Here is a 20,523-nt window from a genome sequence, read left to right on the forward strand (position 1 = left end):
AGCGTAGTCGGTGCCGTCACTGCGGATCGGTCAGGCCGTTGCGGAACGCGAACACGACGGCCAGCACGCGATCCCGCATGCCGAGCTTCTGCAGCACGCGGCCGACGTGGGTCTTGACGGTCGATTCGCTCAGCCAGAGCTTCTCCGCGATCTCGGCGTTGGACAGCCCCTGCACGAGCGCGTCGAAAACCTCGCGCTCCCGATCGGTAAGCACCTGCAGCCGGGCCGCGGCCGCGCGCCGGTCGTCCTCCCTCGCGCGGCGGGCGGGATCCTCCGCAGCGCGAGTGAGCGCGCCGAAGCGCCGCAGCAGCTCCGACGTGACCCGCGGGGCGAGCACGGCGTCGCCGGCGGCCACCGCACGGATCGCGGCGATGATGTCCTCGGCATCCGAGTCCTTGAGCAGGAAGCCGCTGGCTCCGGCGTCGATCGCGCCGAATGCGTAGGCGTCCAGGTCGAAGGTCGTGAGCACGAGCACCCTGATGCCGCTGCCGGACGAGACGAGCTCCCTCGTCGCCTCCAAGCCGTCCATGCGGGGCATCTGCACGTCCATCAGCACGACGTCCGGCTGGTGCACGTTCGCGAGCGCCACGGCCTCGATGCCGTCCTGCGCCTCTCCGACCACCTCGATGTCCGGCTGGGCGCCCAGCACCATCGCAAGGCCCGCGCGGATCAGGGCCTGGTCGTCGGCGATGAGCACCCGCACCGCCGTCATGACCCGCTCCTCGGCAGCGCGAGGCGCACGGTCCAGCCGCGGGCGCCCGCGGGGCCGGCGTCGAGCGTTCCGCCGTAGAGGGCGGCGCGCTCACGCATCCCCAGCAGCCCGCGCCCGACGCGGGCAGGGGCCGGCGCGGCCTCGGATCCGCTCGCGCGGCCGCGCTCCGGCGTGCCGCCGTGCCCCGAGCGCGCGCCCTCCGCCGCGACCGTCGCCACCGCACCGTCGTCGCGGATCTCGGCATGGATCGCCTCCTCGGCCACCCGCACCTCGACCCGCACCTGGGTGGGCGCCTCGGCGTGCCGGAGCGCATTGGTGAGGGACTCCTGCACCACCCGGAACACGGTCATCTGCAGCCCTGCCGGGATCCCCTGCGCATCGACGGCCGCGACTCCCGGGGCGTCTTCCCGCCCCGCCCGTCCCAGGTCCAGGTCCAGTCGCACCGGCAGCCCGATCCCTCGGTAGACCTCGGCGAGGCGAGGCAGGTCCTCGAGTCCCGTGCCGCTGCGCGCGGACTCCTGACCGTTCGGTCGTTCGAGCACCCCGAGCGCCCTCCGCATCTCGTCGAGGGAGGAGCGCGCGACGCCGCCGATCTGACCCACCGCCTCCCGCGCGCGGTCCGGATCCGCGTCGAACACGGCCCTCGTGCCGTCGGCCAGCCGCACGATCACGCTCAGCGAGTGCGACACGATGTCGTGCACGTCGCGGGCGATGCGCGAGCGCTCGGCGAGGGCGGCGAGCTGCGCCTCCTGATCGCGCTCATGCTCCAGGATGCGCGCCCGCTCCACGAGGGCCGCCACGTAGCGGCGGCGGTTGCCCGCGTTCTGCCCCCACAGCAGCGCGACCAGGAGCAGGAGCAGACCGAAGGCGGCCCAGGTCAGGGCGGTTTCCAGTCGCGACCCGGAGCGGTTCACGGGTGTGAAGCCGAACCCCGTGAGCAGGTGCACGGCGCTCAGCACCAGGGTCACCGCGTAGGCGACCGCTCCGGCGATCCACGCCCGGGACACCCTGTCGTACACGGCGATCGCGAACACCGCGTAGGCGACCGCGAACGCGCCCACATCGAGCGAGAACGGCAGCAGCACGAGCGGCAGCGTGACCGAGACGAGGAAGAGCAGCACCGGGTTGCGCCGGCGGAGAAGCACCATGGTCGTCGCGACGATCGCGACGACGACGAGCCCGAGGCCGAAGCCCCACGGCCCGACGGGTCGCGCCCCGATCGCGGGATCCGCGGATTCCGCCACGAACATCGGCACGGCCGTCAGCACGACCCAGCTGAGCGTCGTGAGCGCGTCGGCCACGTGCGGATGACGCTGCCAGCGCGACGCGGCGCGATCCAGGGCGCGCGCGGAGCCGTCGGTCACGTCGCCAGTCTCCCACGGTCCTCCGTCTCGCCCTCGGACGATGCCGGGTCCTGCTCGCTCTCGAACACCTCGACTCCGGCGGTGCGGCCCTGGCGGCGGGCCTCGCGACGCTCCCGCCGCGCCTGCCGGCGATCTCCGCGGCGCTCGTACAGCACGACCAGCGCCGGCACCAGCAGCAGCGTGAGCACGGTCGACGACACCAGCCCGCCGATCACGACGATCGCCAGCGACTGCGAGATGAACGCCCCGCCACCGGTGATGCCGAGCGCCATCGGGATGAGCGCGAAGATGGTCGCGCACGCGGTCATGATGATCGGCCGCAGGCGCAGTCGCGCGCCGTGCACCACGGCGTCGTCCAGGCCCGAGCCGTTCCTGCGGTACTCGTTGATGAGGTCGATCAGCACGATCGCGTTGGTGACCACGATCCCGATCAGCATGAGCATGCCGATCAGCGCCGGGATGCCGAGCGGCGTTCCGGTGATCAGCAGGCCCGCGATCGCCCCCGTCGCGGCGAACGGCACCGAGACCAGCAGCAGCAGGGGCTGCACGAGCGAGCGGAACGTCGCGACCAGCACGATGTAGACCAGGGCGATCGCGGCGAGCATGGCGATGCCGAGCTCCCCGAACGACTGCGCCTGCTCGGCGGCGGCGCCGCCCTCGTCCAGGCTCACGCCGGCGGGCAGGGAGACCCCGTCCACGGCCGTCTGCACGCCGTACGACGCTGTGGAGAGGTCCGCCCCCTCGGCGGGCGTGGCCGAGATCGTGACCGCGCGGGCGCCGTCGATCCGGGTGATCGTGGCGGGGGCCGAGACGACCTCCACCGCGGCGATGTCGCCGACCCGGATCGGCGTCGCGCGCAGGTGCTCGAGGTCGCGCTGCGCCTGGGTGAGCCGGTCGGTCTCGGCCTGCTGGCGCGAGCCGTCGGCGATCGCGGTGCGCGCCCCGGAGATCTGCTCGTCCAGGTTGCTGAGCCCGCTCTCCGCCCCGGCCACGGCCTGGGTGAGCTGCTGGACGAGCTTCTGGTACTCGAGCGCGCTGAGCTGGCCCTGCGTCGCGGGGTTCGCGTCGGCGGGCGGCGGCGAGGCGAGCAGCTGTGCGAGCTGCTCGCGCAGCGCGACCAGATCCTGCGCCCCCGAGGAGCGGGCGTCGTACAGCTCGGAGAGCTGCTCGTCGGCCTTGTTCTCGGCCTCCGTGCGTGCTTGGGAGGACATCGCCTCCTGCTCGCGCTGCAGCGCATCCGCGGCGTCCTTCTGCGTCTTCTGCGCCTGCAGCGCCGAGATCGGCAGGGTGAGCGCCTTGACCGCTTCCGGATCCGTCGCCGTCGACTGCGCGCGGACCACCAGATCCGTGGCGGTGCCGTCGATGCCGACGGAGCCGAGCCGCTCGCCCTGCACGGCGGCGGAGATCGCCGCACCCACCTCGGCGGTGGTGAAGCCCTGCGTCGCGGCGCGCGCCGGGTCGACCGAGACCTTCAGCACCGGAAGATCCGAGGCGAGATCGCTCTTCACCGTGCCGATACCGTCGACCTTGCCGAGGGCGGCGGTGAGCTTCTCGGACGCGGTTGCGAGCGCCTTCTCGTCGGGGCTCTTCACGATCACGTCGATCGAGGAGGAGGTGGTCTGCGTCGCCTGCGTCGACACGGTGATGCGGTCGGCGTCAGGGAGCTGGCCCACCGCGGTGCGGATCCGCGGCAGCACGGCCTTGGGGTCCGCATCCGCGGCGATCACGATGTCGAGCGTGACGGGAGCACCCTGCTCACCCGCGGTGGTGCGGTACGAGGCGACGCCGTCGAGATCGCGGACCTTCTTCTCCAGGGCGGTGGCCGCCTTGTCCGAGACGGCGAGCGTGGTGTCCAGCGGCATCGTCTGGGTGACGGTCACCGCGCGCTCGTCGGCGAAGCTGCCGAGCATGTCGGTCTTCAGGAACCCGGCGGACACGATCGTGCCGGCGAACACCACGACCGAGATCAGCACGACGGTGACGGGGCGCCGCAGCGCGAACAGCAGCGAGGGCAGATACGCGCGCTGCATGCGCGTGACGCGCTCGGCGGGATCCTGCGCCGCCGGATCCGAGGCAGAGGCAGTCGCTGCTGCCGTGCCGGTCTGATGCGAGTCCGCGACAGCCGGGCCCGACGCGTCCGCGTGCTCCACCAGGGTCGCCGCCCCGTGCTCGGCGTCCGCGGCGGCGTCCGCCACCGCAGCCTTCGCCGGACGACGCAGGAACCAGTACGCGAGCACGGGCACGATCGTCAGCGACACCAGCAGCGAGGCCAGCAGCGCGATCGTCACCGTCAGCGCGAACGGCCGGAACAGCTCCCCGGCCATGCCGCCGACGAGGGCGACCGGCAGGAACACCGCGACCGTCGTCAGCGTCGACGCCGTCACGGCTCCGGCCACCTGGCGCACCGCGGCGAGCACGTCCGCGGGCGTGAGCGGTGCGGATCCGCGTCGTCGCGCGATGTTCTCGATGACCACGATCGAGTCGTCGACCACCCGACCCACCGCGACCGTCAGCGCGGCGAGCGTGAACACGTTGAAGGAGAAGCCGCCGACGCGCAGCCCGATCACCGCGATGAGCAGCGACAACGGGATCGAGACGGCCGTGATCACCGTCGCCTTCGGAGAGAGCAGGAAGACCAGGATGATGAGCACCGCGAACACGAGGCCCAGGCCGCCCTCGACGGCCAGGTCGTGGGTCGACTTCTCGATCATCGTGGACTGGTCGAACAGCACGGAGCTCGCGGCGTTCGCACCGAGAGAGGGCAGGGTCTTCGCGACCGCGGCGGTCACCGCATGCGACACCTGCACGGCGTTCGCCTCGGGGGTCTTGGTGATCGTCAGGCTCAGCGCGGGACGGCCGTCCGAGCGCGAGATCGAGCTCTGCGGGACGGGAGCGAGCTCGACCGTCGCGACCTCGGACAGCGGCACGGGCCCCTGCATCGTCGGGATCGGCATCGCGGAGAGTCGCTCGATCGATGTGCCCTCCTGGCCCACCTCGATCGCCATCGCCCTGGTGCCGTCGCTGCTGGTTCCGGCCGGCACCACGACGCCGGCGGTGCGCAGGATCCCCGACACCGCGGCCGCATCGACCGATCTCGCCGAGAGCTTGGCCGGATCCAGGGTCACCAGCACGCGCTCGGAGACGCGTCCCGACACCTGCACGGCGCGCACACCTGGCACGTGCTCGATCGCGGGGACGAGGGTCTTGTCCACCCGGTCGGCCAGGGCCTCGACGTCGCCGTCTCCGGTGATCGCGAGGCTCTGCACCGGGATGTCGGCGGAGCTGCCCGCATACACCTCGGTGCGGATGCCGTCGGCGGCGGATCCGGCGGCCGTCGCGGCGGCCTTGAGGTCGGCGAGGATCTTGGTGTCGTCGCGGCCGAACGCCCAGGACACGGTCAGCTGGCCACTGCCGCTCGAGGTGCTCGTGCGCACCTCGTCCACCCCGGTCACGGAGCCCAGCGCGTCGGACAGCGGCTTCACCACGTCGTGGTCGAGGGTCTCGGCCGAGGCGCCGGGCTTGGTCACGAGGACGACCGCCGCGGGCTGCGACATCGACGGCAGCAGCTCCTGCTTCATGCTGCCGGTGGCCCAGAGCCCCGCCCCGACGATGAGGACGGTGAACAGGGCGACGACGGCGCGGTTGGCGAGGCTGAGTCGGGTCAGCAGGGTCACGGATCCTCCAGGGCGATCACGAGCGGGCGCAGGGCGCCCCGGCTGTCGCCACCTGCGACGAGCCGTATCTTCAGGAAACCGGTCGCGACCGGGTCGGCACATCCGCTTCGGGGAGGATCCCACCCGTCCGGGGGTCGTCCTCAAGTACCACATCCGGGTGCTTCGGCCGCGCGAGCAGACGACGTCGCCCCCTCCGGCACGGACGGCCGGAGGGGGCGACGGGGCGACGGAGACGCGCGGCGATCAGGCGTCGCGCGAGCGCAGCACCACCCAGGATCCGAGCAGCCCCGCGGCCACCCAGGCGCCGAGCGTGAGGAACGCCACACCCGCGGACATCGGCGCCGTGTCGCTGGGCAGGATCGCGTTCTGCGCGGCCGACAGCGGCAGGTAGTTCGCCGCGTCCAGCACCCACTTCCAGGACTCGCCCGCGAAGGCAAAGAAGTTCGACATGATCGGCAGCACGAACAGCAGCCCGACCGTGGCGGCGATCGCACCGGCGCCGGAGCGCAGCATGAAGCCGAACGAGACGCCGATCAGCGCGCACACCGCCATCGTCGCGGCGGCCGACAGCAGCGGCAGGAGCACCTTGTCGGGCGCGCCCCACTCGAGCGCCTCACCGTGCGCGCCGAGGATCGTCGAGACGATGACGGCGGCGATCACGAACATCACCAGGGAGGCGAGGAAGAGGAACACCGCGAGGACGGCGGCCTTCGCGACCAGCACCCGCCCGCGCAGCGGATCCGCGGTGAGGGTGGAGCGGATCATGCCCGTGGAGTACTCGCCGGTGACCGCGATCGCACCCAGGATCCCCGCGAGGAGAGCCGTGAACTGGATCGGCGAGACGACGGCCATGATGCCGTTGATGCCCTGGCGCACGGCGCCCGTCGACGTGAAGGCGAACGCGATCAGCACGGCGATGCCGATCGTGAGCGCGGCGGTGATCGCGATCGACCACCAGGTCGAGCGCAGCGTGCTCAGCTTGATCCACTCGCTGCGGAGGCTCCGGGGGAAGCTCAGGCGAAACCGGCCCGAGACGGCGGGGACAGCGGGAGCGACGGCGCTCATGCGACCACCTCCGGGATCGGGGCGCCGGCTTCCGACACGGCGCGGGTGCGGTATTCGACGGACTCGCCGGTGAGGGCGAGGTACGCGTCCTCCAGCGAACCGCTGGTGGGGGTGAGCTCGTGCAGCGGGATGCCGCGCTCTGCGGCGAGGTCGCCGATCCACCACGCCTCGGGGCCGGTGACGTCGATCACGTCGTGGCCCGAGGGGGTGATCAGGGCGCCGGCTGCGACGAGCAGGTCACCGAGCTCGGCGGCACGGGGGCTCCGCACCCGCACCTGGGCGGTGGTCCACTGCTGCACGAGCTGCGCCAGCGGCGCGTCCGCGAGCACTCGGCCGCGACCGAGCACGATCACGTGGTCGGCGGTCTGCGACATCTCGCTCATGAGGTGGCTGGAGAGCAGCACCGTGCGTCCCTCGGATGCGGCATGCCGCACGAACTCGCGCACCCAGCGCACGCCCTCGGGGTCGAGGCCGTTGACCGGCTCGTCGAGGATGAGCGTGTGCGGGTCGCCGAGCAGGGCCGCGGCGATGCCGAGGCGCTGCCCCATGCCGAGGGAGAACCCGCCCGCACGCTTGCGGGAGACGGATCCGATGCCCGTGATCTCGATCACCTCGTCGACGCGCTTCGACGGGAGTCCGTGCGTCGCGGCGAGCGCGCGCAGGTGGTTGCGGGCGGAGCGGCCCGTGTGCACGGCCTTGGCGTCCAGCAGCACGCCGACCTCGGTGAGGGGCGCGCGCAGACGGCGGTACTCCTGGCCGTTCACGGTGACGCGGCCCGCGCTCGGGCGGTCCAGGCCCACGATCATGCGCATCGTGGTCGACTTGCCGGCACCGTTCGGTCCGAGGAAGCCGGTGACCGACCCCGGCTGGACGGTGAACGACACGTTGTCGACCGCGGTCTTGGGTCCATATCTCTTGCTGAGGCCCTCTGCTGTGATCATGCCTTCGACGCTATGCGGCGACGGCACCTCCGCGCATCCCTCTGGAGGATGACTCCGGGAACCCCCGAGGATGACTCCGGATACCCCGAATGGCCAGGTGGCTCCCGGGATCCGGGGGCTGTCCCCTGTGTCGCGCTCGCTCGCGGGCCCGCGCACACCGACGTCCGCGCCCCCTCGCAGCGTCCGCGCCCCCTCGCACGGACGCGCACAGCAGGGGGCGTCGGTGCCAGGAGGGGGCGTCGACGCCCCGGGTCGGCCTGCTCCGTCCGCGGCTGCCCCGACCGCAGCCGCGCCGGTTACGGCTGCTCCATCCCCGGTTTGGGGCGCGGGTTGCCGGTTTGGGGCGCGGGAGCCCCGGATTTCACGGCGAGACGCGCCCCAAAACGAGAGAGCACGCCCCAAACCAACCATCAGTCCGGGACCGGATCCGGATCCTGGACCGGATCCTGCTCGCGCCGAGTCCACGACCGGCGACACCCGGCATCACGGAGGTGTGCCCCCGAGTCCTGGATCCGGATCCCCCGTTTTGGGGCGTGATCGGTCGGTTCGGGGCGCCGGAGCCCCGGAATCCATGTCGAGACGCGCCCCAAAACCGGAGAGCGCGCCCCAAACCAAGCATCAGACCGGGACCAGCCCGGAGCGAGACTCCCCCACCACCCCCGTTTTGGGGCGTGCTCCATCGGTTCGGGGCGCCTCAGGCCCTGAATCCGCGGCGAGACGCGCCCCAAAACGAGAGAGCACGCCCCAAACCAACCATCAGACCGGGACCAGTACGGAGCGAGACTCCCCCACCACCCCCGTTTTGGGGCGTGCTCCATCGGTTCGGGGCGCCTCAGACCCGGAATCCACGGCGAGACGCGCCCCAAAACGGGAGAGCACGCCCCAAAGACGGGGGATCACACCCGACCGGATCCCCGGGTCAGCTCGCGGCGAGGCGCTTCTTCTCGGCCGCGACGTCGTAGTCGGCGACGGGCCACTGCGGGTCGATGTCCTCGAGCGCGGCCAGCAGCAGCTCCTGCACCGCGAGACGGGCGTACCACTTGCGGTTCGCCGGGATCACGTACCAGGGGGCGTCGTCGGTCGAGGTGCGCTCGAAGACGGTGTCGTACGCCGCCATGTAGTCGTCCCAGAGCAGGCGCTCGTCGGTATCGCCGGGATTGAACTTCCAGTGCTTCTCCGGGCGCTCGAGCCGCTCCATCAGCCGCTGCTTCTGCTCGTCGCGGGAGATGTGCAGCATGACCTTGATGATGCGGGTGCCGGAGTCCGCCACGCGCTTCTCGAAGTTGACGATCGCCCGGTAGCGGCGCTCGATCTCCTCGGCCGGCGCGAGCGCGCGCACCCGCCCGATGAGCACGTCCTCGTAGTGCGAGCGGTCGAAAACGCCGATCTTGCCTTCCGCCGGCAGGCGCTTCTCGATGCGCCAGAGGAAGTCGTGCTGCAGCTCCTCGGCGGTCGGCGCCTTGAACGCGGCGAGCTCGATGCCCTGCGGATCCACGCCGCCGACGACGTGCCGGACGATGCCGCCCTTGCCCGCCGAGTCCATCGCCTGCAGCACGAGCAGCACGCTCGCCTGCGCCTCGCCCACCGCGGAGCGCGCGAAGAGCCGCTCCTGCAGGTCGCCGAGGGCGGCGAGCCCGGACGCCAGCGACTCGGCTCCGTCCGTCTTCTTCCCCTGGTATCCGGGCGTCGCTTCGGGATCGACTCCGCTCAGACCGGCGGAGGTGACGCGGAGGACTTCCGAAGCGGGGGCGGTCCACCCTGCGGAGTGCTGGCTCATGGCCCCATGATGCCCGAACCGGCCCCGCGGCGTGCGAAGCTCAGTCAAAACCGCTCTTAGCCTCGCGAAACAAATGGCGCAGAGCCCCGAATCGACTGAGTTTCGCACCCGCCGGCCTCGACACCCGGCGAACCCCACCAGCCCGGCAAGCGCGCCGGGCGTCAGCGCGCCAGCGGCACCTCGATCAGCTGCGGTCCCGCGACCTCCGCGGACAGCGCGCGCTCGAGCTCGTCGGGGGTCGCCGCCCGTGCATAGGCCCACCCGTACGCCGCAGCGAGTGGCGCCAGCGCGACGGACTGCGGCGTGTAGAAGGCACGGTCGAGGTCCTCCGTCACGGCGGTGCCGGCGACCTCGAGCCCGTCGAAGATCGTCCCTCCCCCGTCGTTGCCGACGACGACCTGGATCCGCGGAGCCGGTTCGTCCCCCGGCAGCAGCAGGGATCCGACATCGTGCAGGAGCGACAGGTCGCCGAGCAGCACCCGGGTCACCCCGATGCCCGCGAGGGCGAGGCCGACACCCGTCGCGATCGTGCCGTCGATGCCGGCGAGCCCGCGATTCGCGTGCACGCGCACGTCCTTGCCCTCCAGGATCTGGTCGGCCACCCGGACGATCCGCGAGGATCCGAACAGGAGAAGGTCCTCGGATCCGGTCGCCTCCCACACCGCCCGCACAAGCGCGGCGCGGTCCAGCAGGCGGTCGACACCAGCACCAGCACCAGCACCAGCACCGTCCGCCGGCGCCTCGGCCCGGGTCCACGCGGCCAGCCACGCCTCAGCGTCCGCAACGGAGTCCGGGTCGACCCCGGCGCTCGCGTCGACGTCGATCGCGCGCGCGTCGACCGCGGCGCCGGAGAGGTTCAGCCGCTCCCCGCCCCGGCGCACGGCGATCACCTCGAGGTCTGTCCGGCGCAGTAGGACCGCGACCTCACGACTGAGCGTCGGGTGCCCGAACACGATCACGCGCTCGATCCGGTCGGCGAGGGCGGGTTCGCGCAGCCGCTCACGATAGGCGGGGACGAGATGGGTGCCGAAGCGGGATCCGCTCACGACCTCGGCGACGAGCGGCCAGCCGCCGGCACGGGCGATCCGCTCGGCATCCGGACCGGCATCCGCCCCGGCGACGACGAGCGTCCGCGGACCCCCGGCGATCCGCAGCGGCTCCCCGGGTGCGAGCCGCAGAGGGGATCCGAGGGTGGCACGGAGCGGATCCGGCATCGGCCCGGACAGCGGCTCGCGCGTGGGCAGGTTCAGGTGCACCGGTCCGGCGACGCCGTCGAGCCCCTCGCCCGGCGCGCCGAGGGCCACGGCCACGGCAGCGGCGGCGAGCGCTTCGAAGTGCGCCGGCTCGACCTCCCCCGGCACAGGCGCGTCGATGCTCGAACGCGCCCAGGGCCGGTACATGCCGGGCTGGATCGTGGCCTGGTTCGCCCCGACGCCGCGCAGCTCGGGAGGCCGGTCTGCCGTCAGCAGGATCAGCGGCACCCCGGCGTGGAACGCCTCCATCGCGGCCGGCAGGTAGCCGGCGGCGGCGGTGCCGGAAGTGCAGACGAGTGCCGCCGGCACGCCGGTTCCGCGGCCGAGGCCCACGGCGGTGAAGCCGGCGACTCGTTCGTCGATCCGCACGTGCACGCGCACGGATCCGGATCGGGCGAGCGCGACCGCGGCGAGCGCGAGCGCCTGGGAGCGCGAACCGGGAGACAGCACGATGTCGCGGACGCCGTGCGCGATGAGACCGGTCAGCAGCCGCACAGCCGCCTCGGTCGCGGGAGACGGCAAAGGAGACGCGGGAGACCGCAAAGGAGACGGCGAAAGAGACGCCTCACGCCCTGTGGTCCCCGCCGCGGCGGGCGAGGGATCCGCGGAGGGCGGCGGTGTCACGGGCGCGGGCCGGGGGTGTCGGTGTCGCCGCGGTCGTCGAAACGGGACAGCTCCTCCTGGAGCTCCTGGATCAGCCGCTCCTGCTCGGCAGCGCTGATCCGGTCGGCGGGTCGCCCGGCCGGATCGACGTCGTCGAGCGGCAGGTAGCGCTCCTGATCCGCGGTGCGTCCGCGCCGCGTGCGCCCGATCGCGAACCACAGCAGGCCGCCGATCACGGGGAAGACGACCACGATCGCGATCCACACGCCCTTGGGCACGCCGCGGTGCCGGCTCGACGGCTGCACGATGCAGTCGACGATGCTGAACACCCAGAAGACCGCGGCCAGGAAGCCGCCGATCACAAGGAAACGTGCCACCCTTCCAGTGTAGGCATGCCCGCGGCTCCCGGATCCGCCCCGCGACAGCACTGCGGAACCCGAAGACCGAGCATCGGCATAGGGGCCTCACAGCGCGTGCCGAACGCGCCCTCCTAGACTGAACGCGTGAAACTTCCTCCCCTGCTCGTCTACTCGGTGCTGCGCCTGCTGGCGTTCCTCGTGCCGCTGGGGATCCTGTGGTTCTTCTTCCCCATCTTCCGGGAGTTCTGGTGGCTGGCGGCCCTGTTCGCCGCGCTCATCGGCATCAGCATCTCGCTGCTGTTCCTGCGCAGCCCGCTCTCCGACGCCTCACGTGCGATCTACGCCAAGCGCTCGTCGAAGGTCGCCTCCGCTCCCTCCGACGAGGACATCGAGGACGCCGAGGCTCCCGATTCCGACGGAACGGACCCGCGTGGATCCGCTGCGAACGGCACCACTGCGAACGACTCGGGCGACGCCGGATCCCGCCACGCGGCCTGACCGCCACGCCCCCTGACCGCCGGACCGCTGTCGTCCAGCGCACCCGTGCGTCTGCTCAGTCGCGTCAGTCGCGCGAGAACGTCAGGTGCACGACGCCGCTCTCGGCGACCTCGCTGGTGACCGTGTAGTCGCTCTCGAGCCCGCGCAGGTCCGCCCACAGGTTCTTGCCGCGCCCGAGCAGGATCGGCGTGATGCCGACGTGCAGGCGGTCGACGAGCCCCGCGGCCAGGAAAGAGCGCACGGTGTCGACGCCACCGCCGATGCGCACGTCGGCGCCGGCCGCCGCCGCGGTGGCGAGGGCGAGCGCCTCCTCCGGGGCCGCGTCGAGGAAGCGGAACTCCGTGCCGTTGTCGAACGAGATCGGTGTGCGGCCCGCGCTGTGCGTCAGCACGAACACCGGACAGTGGAACGGCGGCTCCTCGCCCCACCAGCCGCGCCAGTCCGCGTCGTCGGGGAAGTTGTGCAGCCCGAACATGCCCGCGCCCATGATCTCCGCGCCGATGTTCTCGAAGTAGGCGGCGCCGTAGCGATCATCGACACCGGTTGTTCCGCCGGACGGATCGCCCAGGACGCGCTCACGAAAGGTTCGCGTCGCGGTGTACGCGGCCACGAGACGGCCCCAGTCCTCCCCGAAGGGGTTCTCGGGGGTCTGGTCGGTCGTCGTGGCGTATCCGTCCAGGGAGATGTTGAGGTCGACGCGAACAGCCATGCGCGGTGTCCTTCCTGGTAGCGGGCGGGCTCAGCCGAGCGGGTTCGAGTCCTTGCCGTCGAGCCAGAGCGTATCGCTCGCATCGCGGTGCACGCCATCGGTGCCGACGTGCTTCGTGCTGATGGCCGGGCCCTTCGTGATCACATGCACGATCGCCATGCCGTGGCCGCGCCCGAGGTCGTACTCGGACTTCAGCCACTCGAGGATCGGCGTCGCCTTGGTGTCGGGGCCGAAGCCCTGCGCGGCGGCGAGGTCGACGATCTGGCGGGGCGTGAGGCCGGTCTTGGTCTCGACGGCGTCGAGGTATGCCTGGAAGGACATCGTTCTTCTCCTTTGAAGGTGCGGTCAGTCGACCACGGTCTGGATGATGACGGCGGAGGCGTGAATGCCGATCAGTCGCATTGTGCCGGATCCGACGTTCTCGAAGCGATGCGGCACGAAGGCGGGGCCGGTGATCGTGTCGCCCGCGGTCGCCGTGATGGTGCGGTCGCCGACGGTGAACGCGGCATCGCCCTCCAGCACGACCCAGGTCTCGGGATACGGGTGCCAGTGCAGCAGCGATCCCTGCCCCGGCTGATTGTCGACGTAGAAGTACGAGACGCCGGCGCCGTGCTCGGCGCCTTCGAAGCGTCGTCCGTTGCCGGTGCCGAGGCGGATCTCCTCTGGTGCGATGACGGCGATGTCGGGGGCGATGCTGCTCATGATCTGGTCCTCTCTGCGGGGTGCTCCCACTCTCGCGGGGGCGCGCTTCGCGCCGTAGAGTTTCGATGTGGATCGAAACATGGAGGGCGTGGAGTGGGAGCACCACCGTGTCGACTTCCGGCTCAGCCCCGGTGACATCCAGGCGGTGCGGTTCGGCATCTCGCCCGGGCACGAGCTCGCCCACGCGATCCGCGTGCTGCTGCGACCGGAGCAGTACCCGCTCGCCTGGGGGTGGCTGAAGGAGTTCCGCGGGCGGGTCCCCCGGGAGGCCTTCGGCGTGCTCGCGCAGGTGATCGGGGCAGACGGCTACATGCCGGACTTCCTCACCACGACCGCCCGTTGGGACCTCACCCCCGACGACGAGCTCGCGGCGATCCGCTCCGCTCCCCTCGGGGGCATGCGCGTCGACCTCGGGAAGATGGTCGTGCGCTCCTCCGGCCGGCGCCAGGAGGCGCTGCGCGGCATGCAGGACGACCCTGCGCGGGCGCGCGCCGTCATCGCCGATGCCTGGGCCGAGGTCTGGGAGAGCGCGATGGCCCCGGTCTGGCCGCAGCTCGAGCGGATACTGCGTGCGGACGTCGCGGTGCGCTCCCGCAGCGTCGCGACCGAGGGGCTCGCCGCGATGGCCTCCGGCATCCACCCCTGGGTGAGCTGGGGCGACGGATCCGTGCGGGTGCGACTGCGCCGGCACAGCGAGGACGTCGACTGCCGCGGCAGCGGGCTGGTGCTCGTCCCCTCCGTGATGTCGTCCTGGGGCTGCATGGTGATCACGGAGCCGCCCGCCCAGCCGACGCTGTACTACCCCGCGCGCGGGGTGACCGCCGGCTGGGCCAGGGACGCGGACGACCTCGTGCACGCGCTCGAGGCGCTGGTCGGCCCCGTCCGCGCCGGGATCCTGCTCGCCGCGCATGTGCCGCGCACGACCACCCGCGTGGCGGAGGAGGCGGGGATCGCCGCATCCACTGCCTCGCACCACCTCAGAGTGCTGCGCGATGCCGGCCTGCTCGTGAGCACGCGCGACGGGGCGCGGATGATGCACCTGCGCAGCCCGCTCGGCGAGGCGCTCGTCGGCGCCGCGCTCTGATCTTCAGGGGCGTCGGGCGCCCTTCGTCTCGCTGCGCTCGCTCAGGGACCGGTCCATGGAGCGGTCCCTGAGCGAGGAGCGCAGCGACGAGACGAAGGGCGCCCCGGTCCCTGAGCACGTCGAAGGGCGCTCAACGACCCCGGTCGAGCACGACGAGCTCCTGGGTCGCGCGGGTCATCGCGACGTAGCGGTCCACTGCGCCCTCGATCCCCTCGCCGAAGGACTCCGGATCCACGAGCACGACGAGGTCGAACTCGAGCCCCTTCGCGGTCATGGGCGTGCGGAACCGCACCCGTGCATCCGGGAAGGGCCGGTCGTCGCCGATCACGCAGGCGATGCCGTCGTCGTGCGCCGCGAGCCAGGCGGCGAGGATCCCGTCGCGGTCCGCGGGCGTCGCGTGGCGCACCGGGACCCCGCTCGCGCGCACCGAGACCGGGACGTTCGCGTCGGGCAGGGCGGCGCGGATCGCGGGCTCGGCCTCCGCCATGACCTCCTCTGGCGTGCGGTAGTTGATGCGCAGCGACGCCTGCGCGATGCGCCGCAGGCCCACCCGTTCCAGCCGCTCGGTCCACGACTCGCGGAAGCCGTGCCTGGCCTGCGCCCGGTCGCCGACGATCGTGAGGCTCTGCGACGGCACGCGTCGCAGCAGCATCGCCCACTCGGCATCGCTGAGCTCCTGGGCCTCGTCGACGATCACGTGCGCGAACGGCCCGGCGAGCGCATCGGAGTCGAGACGCGGCAGAGCGGCCTCGTCCTGCAGCATCGCGCGCACCCCCGCGCTCTCGTCGCCGAAGAAGAACCCGGTGATCGCGCTCTCCTTGTCGTCATCGGCCGCGAGCAGCTCGTCCAGCACCCGCTCGCGCTGCTCTCGCTCCTCGGCGGACACGGCCTCCTGCCGCCGTCGCTGCCGCGCCCCCTCCGGATCCCCGGTGAGCGCACGGGCCGCGTCGAGCAGCGGCAGATCCTGGCGCGTCCACGCCCTCGCGTCCTCCCGCCGCAGCACCGCGCGCTCGTCGTCCGCGAGCCACGGCGCGCAGATCCGCAGGTACGCCGGTGTCGCCCAGAGATCGGCGACGACCCCGGCCGGATCCAGCACCGGCCAAGCCGCCACGAATGCGCGCTGCAGCGCGTCGCTCTGCCGCAGGGCGCGATCGAGCTGCCGCGGCGGCACGTCCTCGTCGGCGTTGTCCTCCACGAGAGCGCCGATCAGCGCCTCCCAGACGACGTCCCTCGCGTCATTGTGCGGCGTGCCGGGCTCCGGCGCGTCGAACGCCTCTGTCCATGCCGCCGGCTCCACGATCACGTCGCGCCACGGCGTCTCCACGGCGAGCCGGGCGCTCGGCGCGTGCTCGTGATAGCGGACCGCGGAGGCCACGGCGTCGAGCAGGCGAGCGTTCGACTTCAGGATCCTCGCGAGCGGATCCCGCTCTTCCGGCATGCGGTCGCCGTCCCTCCCCTCCCGGACCAGGTCCGACAGCGTGCACACGCGGACGCTGTCCTCGCCGAGACCCGGCAGCACATCCTCGATGTAGGCGAGGTAGGGCTGGTGCGGACCGATGAACAGGATCCCGCCGTGGCCGAGCCGCTGCTCGGCGTGCATCAGGTAGGCGGCCCGGTGCAGTGCGACGACCGTCTTGCCCGTGCCGGGTCCGCCGTCCACGACGAGAGGGGCGCGGGACGAGGCGCGGATGATCGCGTCCTGGTCCGCCTGGATCGTGCTGAGGACGTCGCGCATCCGCGGTGAGCGCGAGGCGCCGAGACTGGCGATGAAGGCGGACTGGTCGTCGAGCGCGGCCGCACCCTCGAGCCCCTCGGGATCGAACACCTCGTCCCAGTAGTCGGTGATGCGACGCGAGGCCCAGCGGTACCGGCGGCGGCTGATCAGGCCCTCCGGATCCGCGTGCGTCGCGGCGAAGAACGGCTCGGCCGCCGGCGCGCGCCAGTCCACGAGCAGCCGTCGCCCGTCGGCGTCGGACAGCCCGATGCGCCCGATGTAGACGGATTCGGACCCGGCCGCGCCGGCGACGACCATGCGCCCGAGGCACAGGTCGACGCCGAACCGGCCCAGCAGCTGCAGGCGCGAGCTCGAGCGATGGATCTCGAGGTCGCGCTCGAGCGCCTCCTGCCCGGCACGCGCCGGGGCGGCGCGGAGTCGGACGAGGCGCTCCTGGAGAGCCGCGATCTCCTCGGCGAGGCGGTCGCGGATCGCGGCGAGGTGGGCGTCGTCGGCGGCGATGAGGGCCGGATCCGCCTTGCGGGAGAGCGCAGTCGGCAGGGCGAAGACCGACGGAGACCACGAAGGAGTCTGCGGGTCGGCGACGAGGGCGGTGACAGGGGTGGATTCAGGGCGCACGGATCCTCCGATTCCTGGGCGAAACCACACAGTCTGCCCCCGCAGGGGGGCCTTGCCGCAAGCCCCACCCCCGCCGTTAGAATGGAAGTGCAGGGAGTGGTCCGCACGGATCCGCTCCCTTTTCCATTCCCTGTCGCTCGGGTCGTACTTTCGGCGCGAGAACGGCGGCCGGAGGAGCAGAAGTCGCGACCTGAGCGCCGAACGAGCACCGGGCGCATCCATCTCGCGGACACGCCGCACGGCTAGCATCGAAGGTGCTCTGCGCCGCCTCGGCGGTCGCGCACCCGCCCCGGAAGGATCCTCATGTCCCACGCCGCTTCCGCCCGTACGCACGTCGAGGATCTGGCGGACTACGTCGCCGCCTCCCCGTCCAGCTACCACGCGGCGGAGGAGGTCGCCCGGCGCCTCGAGGATCAGGGCTTCACCCGCCTCGACGAGACCGAGGCCTGGCCGGCGCAGGCCGGCGGCCGGTTCGTGATCGTGCGCGACGGCGCGGCCATCGCCTGGGTCGTGCCGGCGGGGGCGACGGCGACCACGCCCTCGCACGTGTTCGGCGCGCACACCGACTCCCCCGGTTTCAAGCTCAAGCCGCGTCCGACCACCGGCGCCAAGGGATGGCTCCAGGCGGCTGTCGAGGTGTACGGCGGCCCGCTGCTGAACTCGTGGCTCGACCGCGAGCTGCGCCTGGCCGGACGGCTCGCCCTCGCCGACGGCCGGGTCGTGCTCGCCTCGACCGGGCCGCTGCTGCGGCTGCCGCAGCTCGCGATCCACCTGGACCGGGGCGTGAACAACGGTCTCGCGCTCGACAAGCAGAACGAGACTCAGCCGGTGTGGGGCCTGGGCGATCCGGAGGAGGCCGATCTGCTCGCCGAGCTGGCCGGCGCGGCAGGGGTCGATCCGCTCGAGATCCGCGGCTTCGACGCCGTGGTCGCCGACAGCGCCCGCGGCGCGGTGTTCGGCAAGGACGACGCGTTCTTCGCGAGCGGACGCCTGGACGACCTCGCCTCCGTGCACGCCGGCGTGGTCGCGCTCGGCGAGATCGCGGCCCACGGCGACCCGCACGCGATCGCCGTGCTCGCCGCGTTCGACCACGAGGAGCTCGGATCCGGTTCCCGCTCTGGCGCCGCCGGCCCGATCCTCGAGGACGTTCTGGAGCGCATCTATGCGGGCCTCGGCGCCGACGCCGTCGACGTGCACCGCGCGTACGCGTCGTCGTGGTGCCTGTCCAGCGACGTCGGCCACTCGGTGCACCCCAACTACGCCGGCAAGCACGACCCGGTCGTGCAGCCGGTCCTCGGATCCGGTCCGATCCTGAAGATCAACGCGAACCAGCGCTACGCCACGGATGCCGTCGGCGCGGCCGCCTGGCACCGCTGGTGCGACGCCGCCGGCGTCGTGACCCAGGAGTTCGTCTCGAACAACGACGTGCCCTGCGGATCCACGATCGGCCCGATCACGGCGACCCGCCTCGGGATCCGCACGGTCGACGTCGGGATCCCGATCCTCTCGATGCACTCCGCGCGCGAGCTCGCCGGCGTGAGCGACCTGCACGATCTCGCCGCCGTCGCGAAGGCGTTCTTCGCGGGCTGAGGCGTACCGCGCCCTTCGTCTCGTCGCTGCGCTCCTCGCTCAGGGACCGATCCGCCAACCGGTCCCTGAGCGAGCGCAGCGAGACGAAGGGTGCTCAACGACCCCTCACTCCGGTCTCTGAGCGAGCGCAGCGAGACGAAGGGCGCTCACTCAACGACCCCTCACTCCGGTCCCTGAGCGAGCGCAGCGAGACGAAGGGCGCTCACTCAACGACCCCGCACCGGTCCCTGAGCGAGCGCAGCGAGACGAAGGGTCAGCGCATCGTGTCCAGGATCCCGACGAGGTTCTCGAACGTCGTCAGCGGGTTGAGGATCGCGAACCGCGTGTTCGTCCGGCCCGCGTGCGAGCTCGGCACGACGAGCGCATGCTGCGTCTGCAGCAGCTCGTCGGACCAGCGGTCGTAGTCGGCGCGCTCCCAGCCCTCGCGCTCGAACACGACGACCGACAGCTGCGGGTCGCGAACCAGGCGCAGCTCGGGGCGGGACGCGATCTCTTCGGCGATCCGGCGCGTGAGCGACAGCGTCGCCGAGACCGCGGTGCGGTAGGCGTCCACGCCGTAGGTCGCGAGGGAGAACCACAGCGGCAGGCCGCGCGGACGACGGGTCAGCTGGATCGAGTAGTCCGAGGGGCTGAACTCGTCGGTGTCCGTGAGGGTGTCCAGGTATTCCGCGTGCTGGGTGTGCGCGCGACGGCCGTCCTCGGGGTCGCGGTACAGCAGCGCGCAGCAGTCGAACGGCGCGTACAGCCACTTGTGCGGATCCACGATGAGCGAGTCCGAGCGCTCCACGCCCGCGAACCACGCCCGCGCCTCGGGTGCGAGCATCGCGGTGAGCCCGTAGGCGCCGTCGATGTGCAGCCAGAAGTCGAACTCGTCCTTGAGCGCCGCGATCCCGGCGATGTCGTCGACGATGCCGAAGTTCGTGGATCCGGCCGTCGCGACAACTGCGAACGCGGCCTCGCCGTGCTCCTCGAGCGCCTCGCGCACGGCGTCGGCGCGCAGCTTTCCGTCGGGCCCCGCGGGGACGGCGACGACATCGACGTCCATGATCTTCGCGGCGGACTTATTCGAGGAGTGCGCCTCGATGCTGCACACGAGCTTCCACCGCGCGGGCAGCGGACGGCCGGCCTCGGTCAGGCGGCGCGCGGCGCGGTCCCGTGCTGCGGCGAGCGCCGACAGGTTGCCGATCGTGCCGCCCTGCACGAACACACCGCCGGCGGTCTCGGGCAGACCGAACTCGGCCGCGAGGAACGCGAGCACCTCGTTCTCGGCGTGCACGGCGCCGGCGCCCTCGAGCCAGCTGCCGCCGTAGAGCCCTGACGCGGAGACGACGAGGTCGAACGCGATCGAAGCGACGGTCGGCGCGGTCGGGATGAACGACAGGTACGCCGGGTGGCTCGTGGTGAGGCTCGCCGGGGCGAGGATGTGCTCGAAGACGCTCAGCGCGCGCTGGGCGCCGAGCCCCTGGTCCGTGATGGTCGTGCCGACCAGGCGGCGCAGCTCGGCTTCGGGCTGGGGCTTGTCCAGCGGCACATCCGTGGCGAGCATCCGGCGGCGGGAGTAGTCGAGCACGGCATCGACGATCGCGGCGGATTCGGGCGAGGCGGCATGCATGCGCGCGGCGTCCATGGAGGATCCTTCCGACCCGGAAGCCGACGGGCGCCCGGCGACGAGCAGAGTGCCGCGCCGGATCAACGGGTCGGCGATATCGTACCGCGTCGCCGCGGGCCGGCCACAGGACCCGATGCGCCCGCACGCCTGCCGACCGGGACTCGCGCCGCGCGGTCCGTGCGCATCGAATTCCGGCCGGACCGCCCACAGGATCGCGACCCCTGCCAGGA

16 protein-coding genes are annotated in these 20,523 nt (G+C 72.1%); 3 read left to right on the plus strand and 13 right to left on the minus strand.

Annotation, left to right across the window (positions count from 1 at the left end):
- Window positions 1-16: 16 nt before the first annotated feature.
- The 8 genes from CQ044_RS10965 to CQ044_RS11000 form a co-directional block, all read right to left on the minus strand.
- Window positions 17-712, minus strand: coding sequence for a response regulator transcription factor (locus CQ044_RS10965; RefSeq protein ID WP_105688504.1), 696 nt, complete (start codon window positions 710-712; stop codon window positions 17-19).
- Window positions 709-2,076, minus strand: coding sequence for a sensor histidine kinase (locus tag CQ044_RS10970; RefSeq protein WP_105688505.1), 1,368 nt, complete (start codon window positions 2,074-2,076; stop codon window positions 709-711). The genes CQ044_RS10965 and CQ044_RS10970 overlap by 4 nt, the downstream gene beginning before the upstream one ends.
- A complete protein-coding gene (locus CQ044_RS10975) occupies window positions 2,073-5,750 on the minus strand; it encodes an efflux RND transporter permease subunit (protein ID WP_181158281.1) in 3,678 nt (1,225 codons plus the stop codon). Before CQ044_RS10975 ends, CQ044_RS10970 begins: the two co-directional genes overlap by 4 nt.
- A 243-nt stretch (window positions 5,751-5,993) precedes the next feature.
- Window positions 5,994-6,815, minus strand: a complete 822-nt coding sequence (locus tag CQ044_RS10980; protein ID WP_105688507.1) for an ABC transporter permease — start codon at window positions 6,813-6,815, stop codon at window positions 5,994-5,996.
- Complete coding sequence (locus tag CQ044_RS10985; RefSeq protein ID WP_105688508.1) at window positions 6,812-7,756, minus strand: ABC transporter ATP-binding protein; 945 nt, start codon at window positions 7,754-7,756, stop codon at window positions 6,812-6,814. Before CQ044_RS10985 ends, CQ044_RS10980 begins: the two co-directional genes overlap by 4 nt.
- A gap of 919 nt (window positions 7,757-8,675) precedes the next feature.
- Complete coding sequence (locus CQ044_RS10990) at window positions 8,676-9,533, minus strand: polyphosphate kinase 2 family protein (protein ID WP_105688509.1); 858 nt, start codon at window positions 9,531-9,533, stop codon at window positions 8,676-8,678.
- 161 nt (window positions 9,534-9,694) lie between these two features.
- Window positions 9,695-11,281 carry a 2-succinyl-5-enolpyruvyl-6-hydroxy-3-cyclohexene-1-carboxylic-acid synthase gene (menD, locus tag CQ044_RS10995; RefSeq protein WP_258133264.1) on the minus strand — a complete coding sequence of 529 codons (1,587 nt, stop codon included), beginning with the start codon at window positions 11,279-11,281 and terminating at the stop codon, window positions 9,695-9,697.
- A 125-nt stretch (window positions 11,282-11,406) separates the two neighbouring features.
- Window positions 11,407-11,766: a PLD nuclease N-terminal domain-containing protein gene (locus tag CQ044_RS11000; protein WP_105688511.1), complete on the minus strand. Its 360-nt coding sequence runs from the start codon at window positions 11,764-11,766 to the stop codon at window positions 11,407-11,409.
- 126 nt (window positions 11,767-11,892) lie between these two features.
- Between CQ044_RS11000 and CQ044_RS11005 the strand changes: the two genes are divergently transcribed.
- On the plus strand, window positions 11,893-12,246 hold the full coding sequence (locus tag CQ044_RS11005; RefSeq protein WP_105688512.1) for a DUF4229 domain-containing protein: 354 nt from the start codon (window positions 11,893-11,895) through the stop codon (window positions 12,244-12,246).
- A 64-nt stretch (window positions 12,247-12,310) separates the two neighbouring features.
- Here CQ044_RS11005 and CQ044_RS11010 read toward each other — a convergent pair whose 3' ends face one another.
- Genes CQ044_RS11010 through CQ044_RS11020 form a run of 3 tightly spaced genes read right to left on the minus strand, consistent with a single transcriptional unit; the run spans window position 12,311 to window position 13,657 of the window.
- Window positions 12,311-12,955, minus strand: coding sequence for a dihydrofolate reductase family protein (locus CQ044_RS11010; protein ID WP_105688513.1), 645 nt, complete (start codon window positions 12,953-12,955; stop codon window positions 12,311-12,313).
- Window positions 12,956-12,985: 30 nt separating this feature from the next.
- Entirely contained in the window at window positions 12,986-13,276 is a 291-nt protein-coding gene (locus CQ044_RS11015) for a DUF4287 domain-containing protein (protein ID WP_105688514.1), read from the minus strand.
- 24 nt (window positions 13,277-13,300) lie between these two features.
- Window positions 13,301-13,657 (minus strand): cupin domain-containing protein, encoded by a 357-nt coding sequence (locus CQ044_RS11020; RefSeq protein WP_045270905.1) that lies wholly within the window; start codon window positions 13,655-13,657, stop codon window positions 13,301-13,303.
- A gap of 67 nt (window positions 13,658-13,724) precedes the next feature.
- Between CQ044_RS11020 and CQ044_RS11025 the strand changes: the two genes are divergently transcribed.
- Window positions 13,725-14,741, plus strand: a complete 1,017-nt coding sequence (locus CQ044_RS11025) for a helix-turn-helix domain-containing protein (RefSeq protein WP_258133265.1) — start codon at window positions 13,725-13,727, stop codon at window positions 14,739-14,741.
- A 130-nt stretch (window positions 14,742-14,871) separates the two neighbouring features.
- Here CQ044_RS11025 and helR read toward each other — a convergent pair whose 3' ends face one another.
- Window positions 14,872-17,094 (minus strand): RNA polymerase recycling motor ATPase HelR, encoded by a 2,223-nt coding sequence (gene helR, locus CQ044_RS11030; protein WP_258133266.1) that lies wholly within the window; start codon window positions 17,092-17,094, stop codon window positions 14,872-14,874.
- A 303-nt stretch (window positions 17,095-17,397) separates the two neighbouring features.
- On the opposite strand from helR, the gene CQ044_RS11035 reads away from it, so the two are divergent.
- Window positions 17,398-18,684: a M18 family aminopeptidase gene (locus CQ044_RS11035; RefSeq protein ID WP_105688516.1), complete on the plus strand. Its 1,287-nt coding sequence runs from the start codon at window positions 17,398-17,400 to the stop codon at window positions 18,682-18,684.
- A gap of 253 nt (window positions 18,685-18,937) precedes the next feature.
- Here the strand turns inward: CQ044_RS11035 and CQ044_RS11040 are convergent, their stop codons facing one another.
- Window positions 18,938-20,311: a pyridoxal-dependent decarboxylase gene (locus CQ044_RS11040; RefSeq protein WP_105688517.1), complete on the minus strand. Its 1,374-nt coding sequence runs from the start codon at window positions 20,309-20,311 to the stop codon at window positions 18,938-18,940.
- Between the last annotated feature and the right edge of the window lie 212 nt (window positions 20,312-20,523).

This window comes from Microbacterium sp. MYb64, from assembly GCF_002979495.1.
Classification (GTDB): Bacteria; Actinomycetota; Actinomycetes; order Actinomycetales; family Microbacteriaceae; genus Microbacterium; species Microbacterium azadirachtae_A.

What these genes read in the sequence shown, in the direction of transcription:
- CQ044_RS11020 (WP_045270905.1), bottom strand. Translation starts at nt 13,657, where the DNA reads ATGAGCAGCATCGCCCCCGACATCGCCGTCATCGCACCAGAGGAGATC.
- CQ044_RS10985 (WP_105688508.1), bottom strand. Translation starts at nt 7,756, where the DNA reads ATGATCACAGCAGAGGGCCTCAGCAAGAGATATGGACCCAAGACCGCG.
- CQ044_RS11035 (WP_105688516.1), top strand. Translation starts at nt 17,398, where the DNA reads ATGTCCCACGCCGCTTCCGCCCGTACGCACGTCGAGGATCTGGCGGAC.
- CQ044_RS10980 (WP_105688507.1), bottom strand. Translation starts at nt 6,815, where the DNA reads ATGAGCGCCGTCGCTCCCGCTGTCCCCGCCGTCTCGGGCCGGTTTCGC.
- CQ044_RS10990 (WP_105688509.1), bottom strand. Translation starts at nt 9,533, where the DNA reads ATGAGCCAGCACTCCGCAGGGTGGACCGCCCCCGCTTCGGAAGTCCTC.
- CQ044_RS11010 (WP_105688513.1), bottom strand. Translation starts at nt 12,955, where the DNA reads ATGGCTGTTCGCGTCGACCTCAACATCTCCCTGGACGGATACGCCACG.
- CQ044_RS11040 (WP_105688517.1), bottom strand. Translation starts at nt 20,311, where the DNA reads ATGGACGCCGCGCGCATGCATGCCGCCTCGCCCGAATCCGCCGCGATC.
- CQ044_RS10965 (WP_105688504.1), bottom strand. Translation starts at nt 712, where the DNA reads ATGACGGCGGTGCGGGTGCTCATCGCCGACGACCAGGCCCTGATCCGC.
- CQ044_RS11015 (WP_105688514.1), bottom strand. Translation starts at nt 13,276, where the DNA reads ATGTCCTTCCAGGCATACCTCGACGCCGTCGAGACCAAGACCGGCCTC.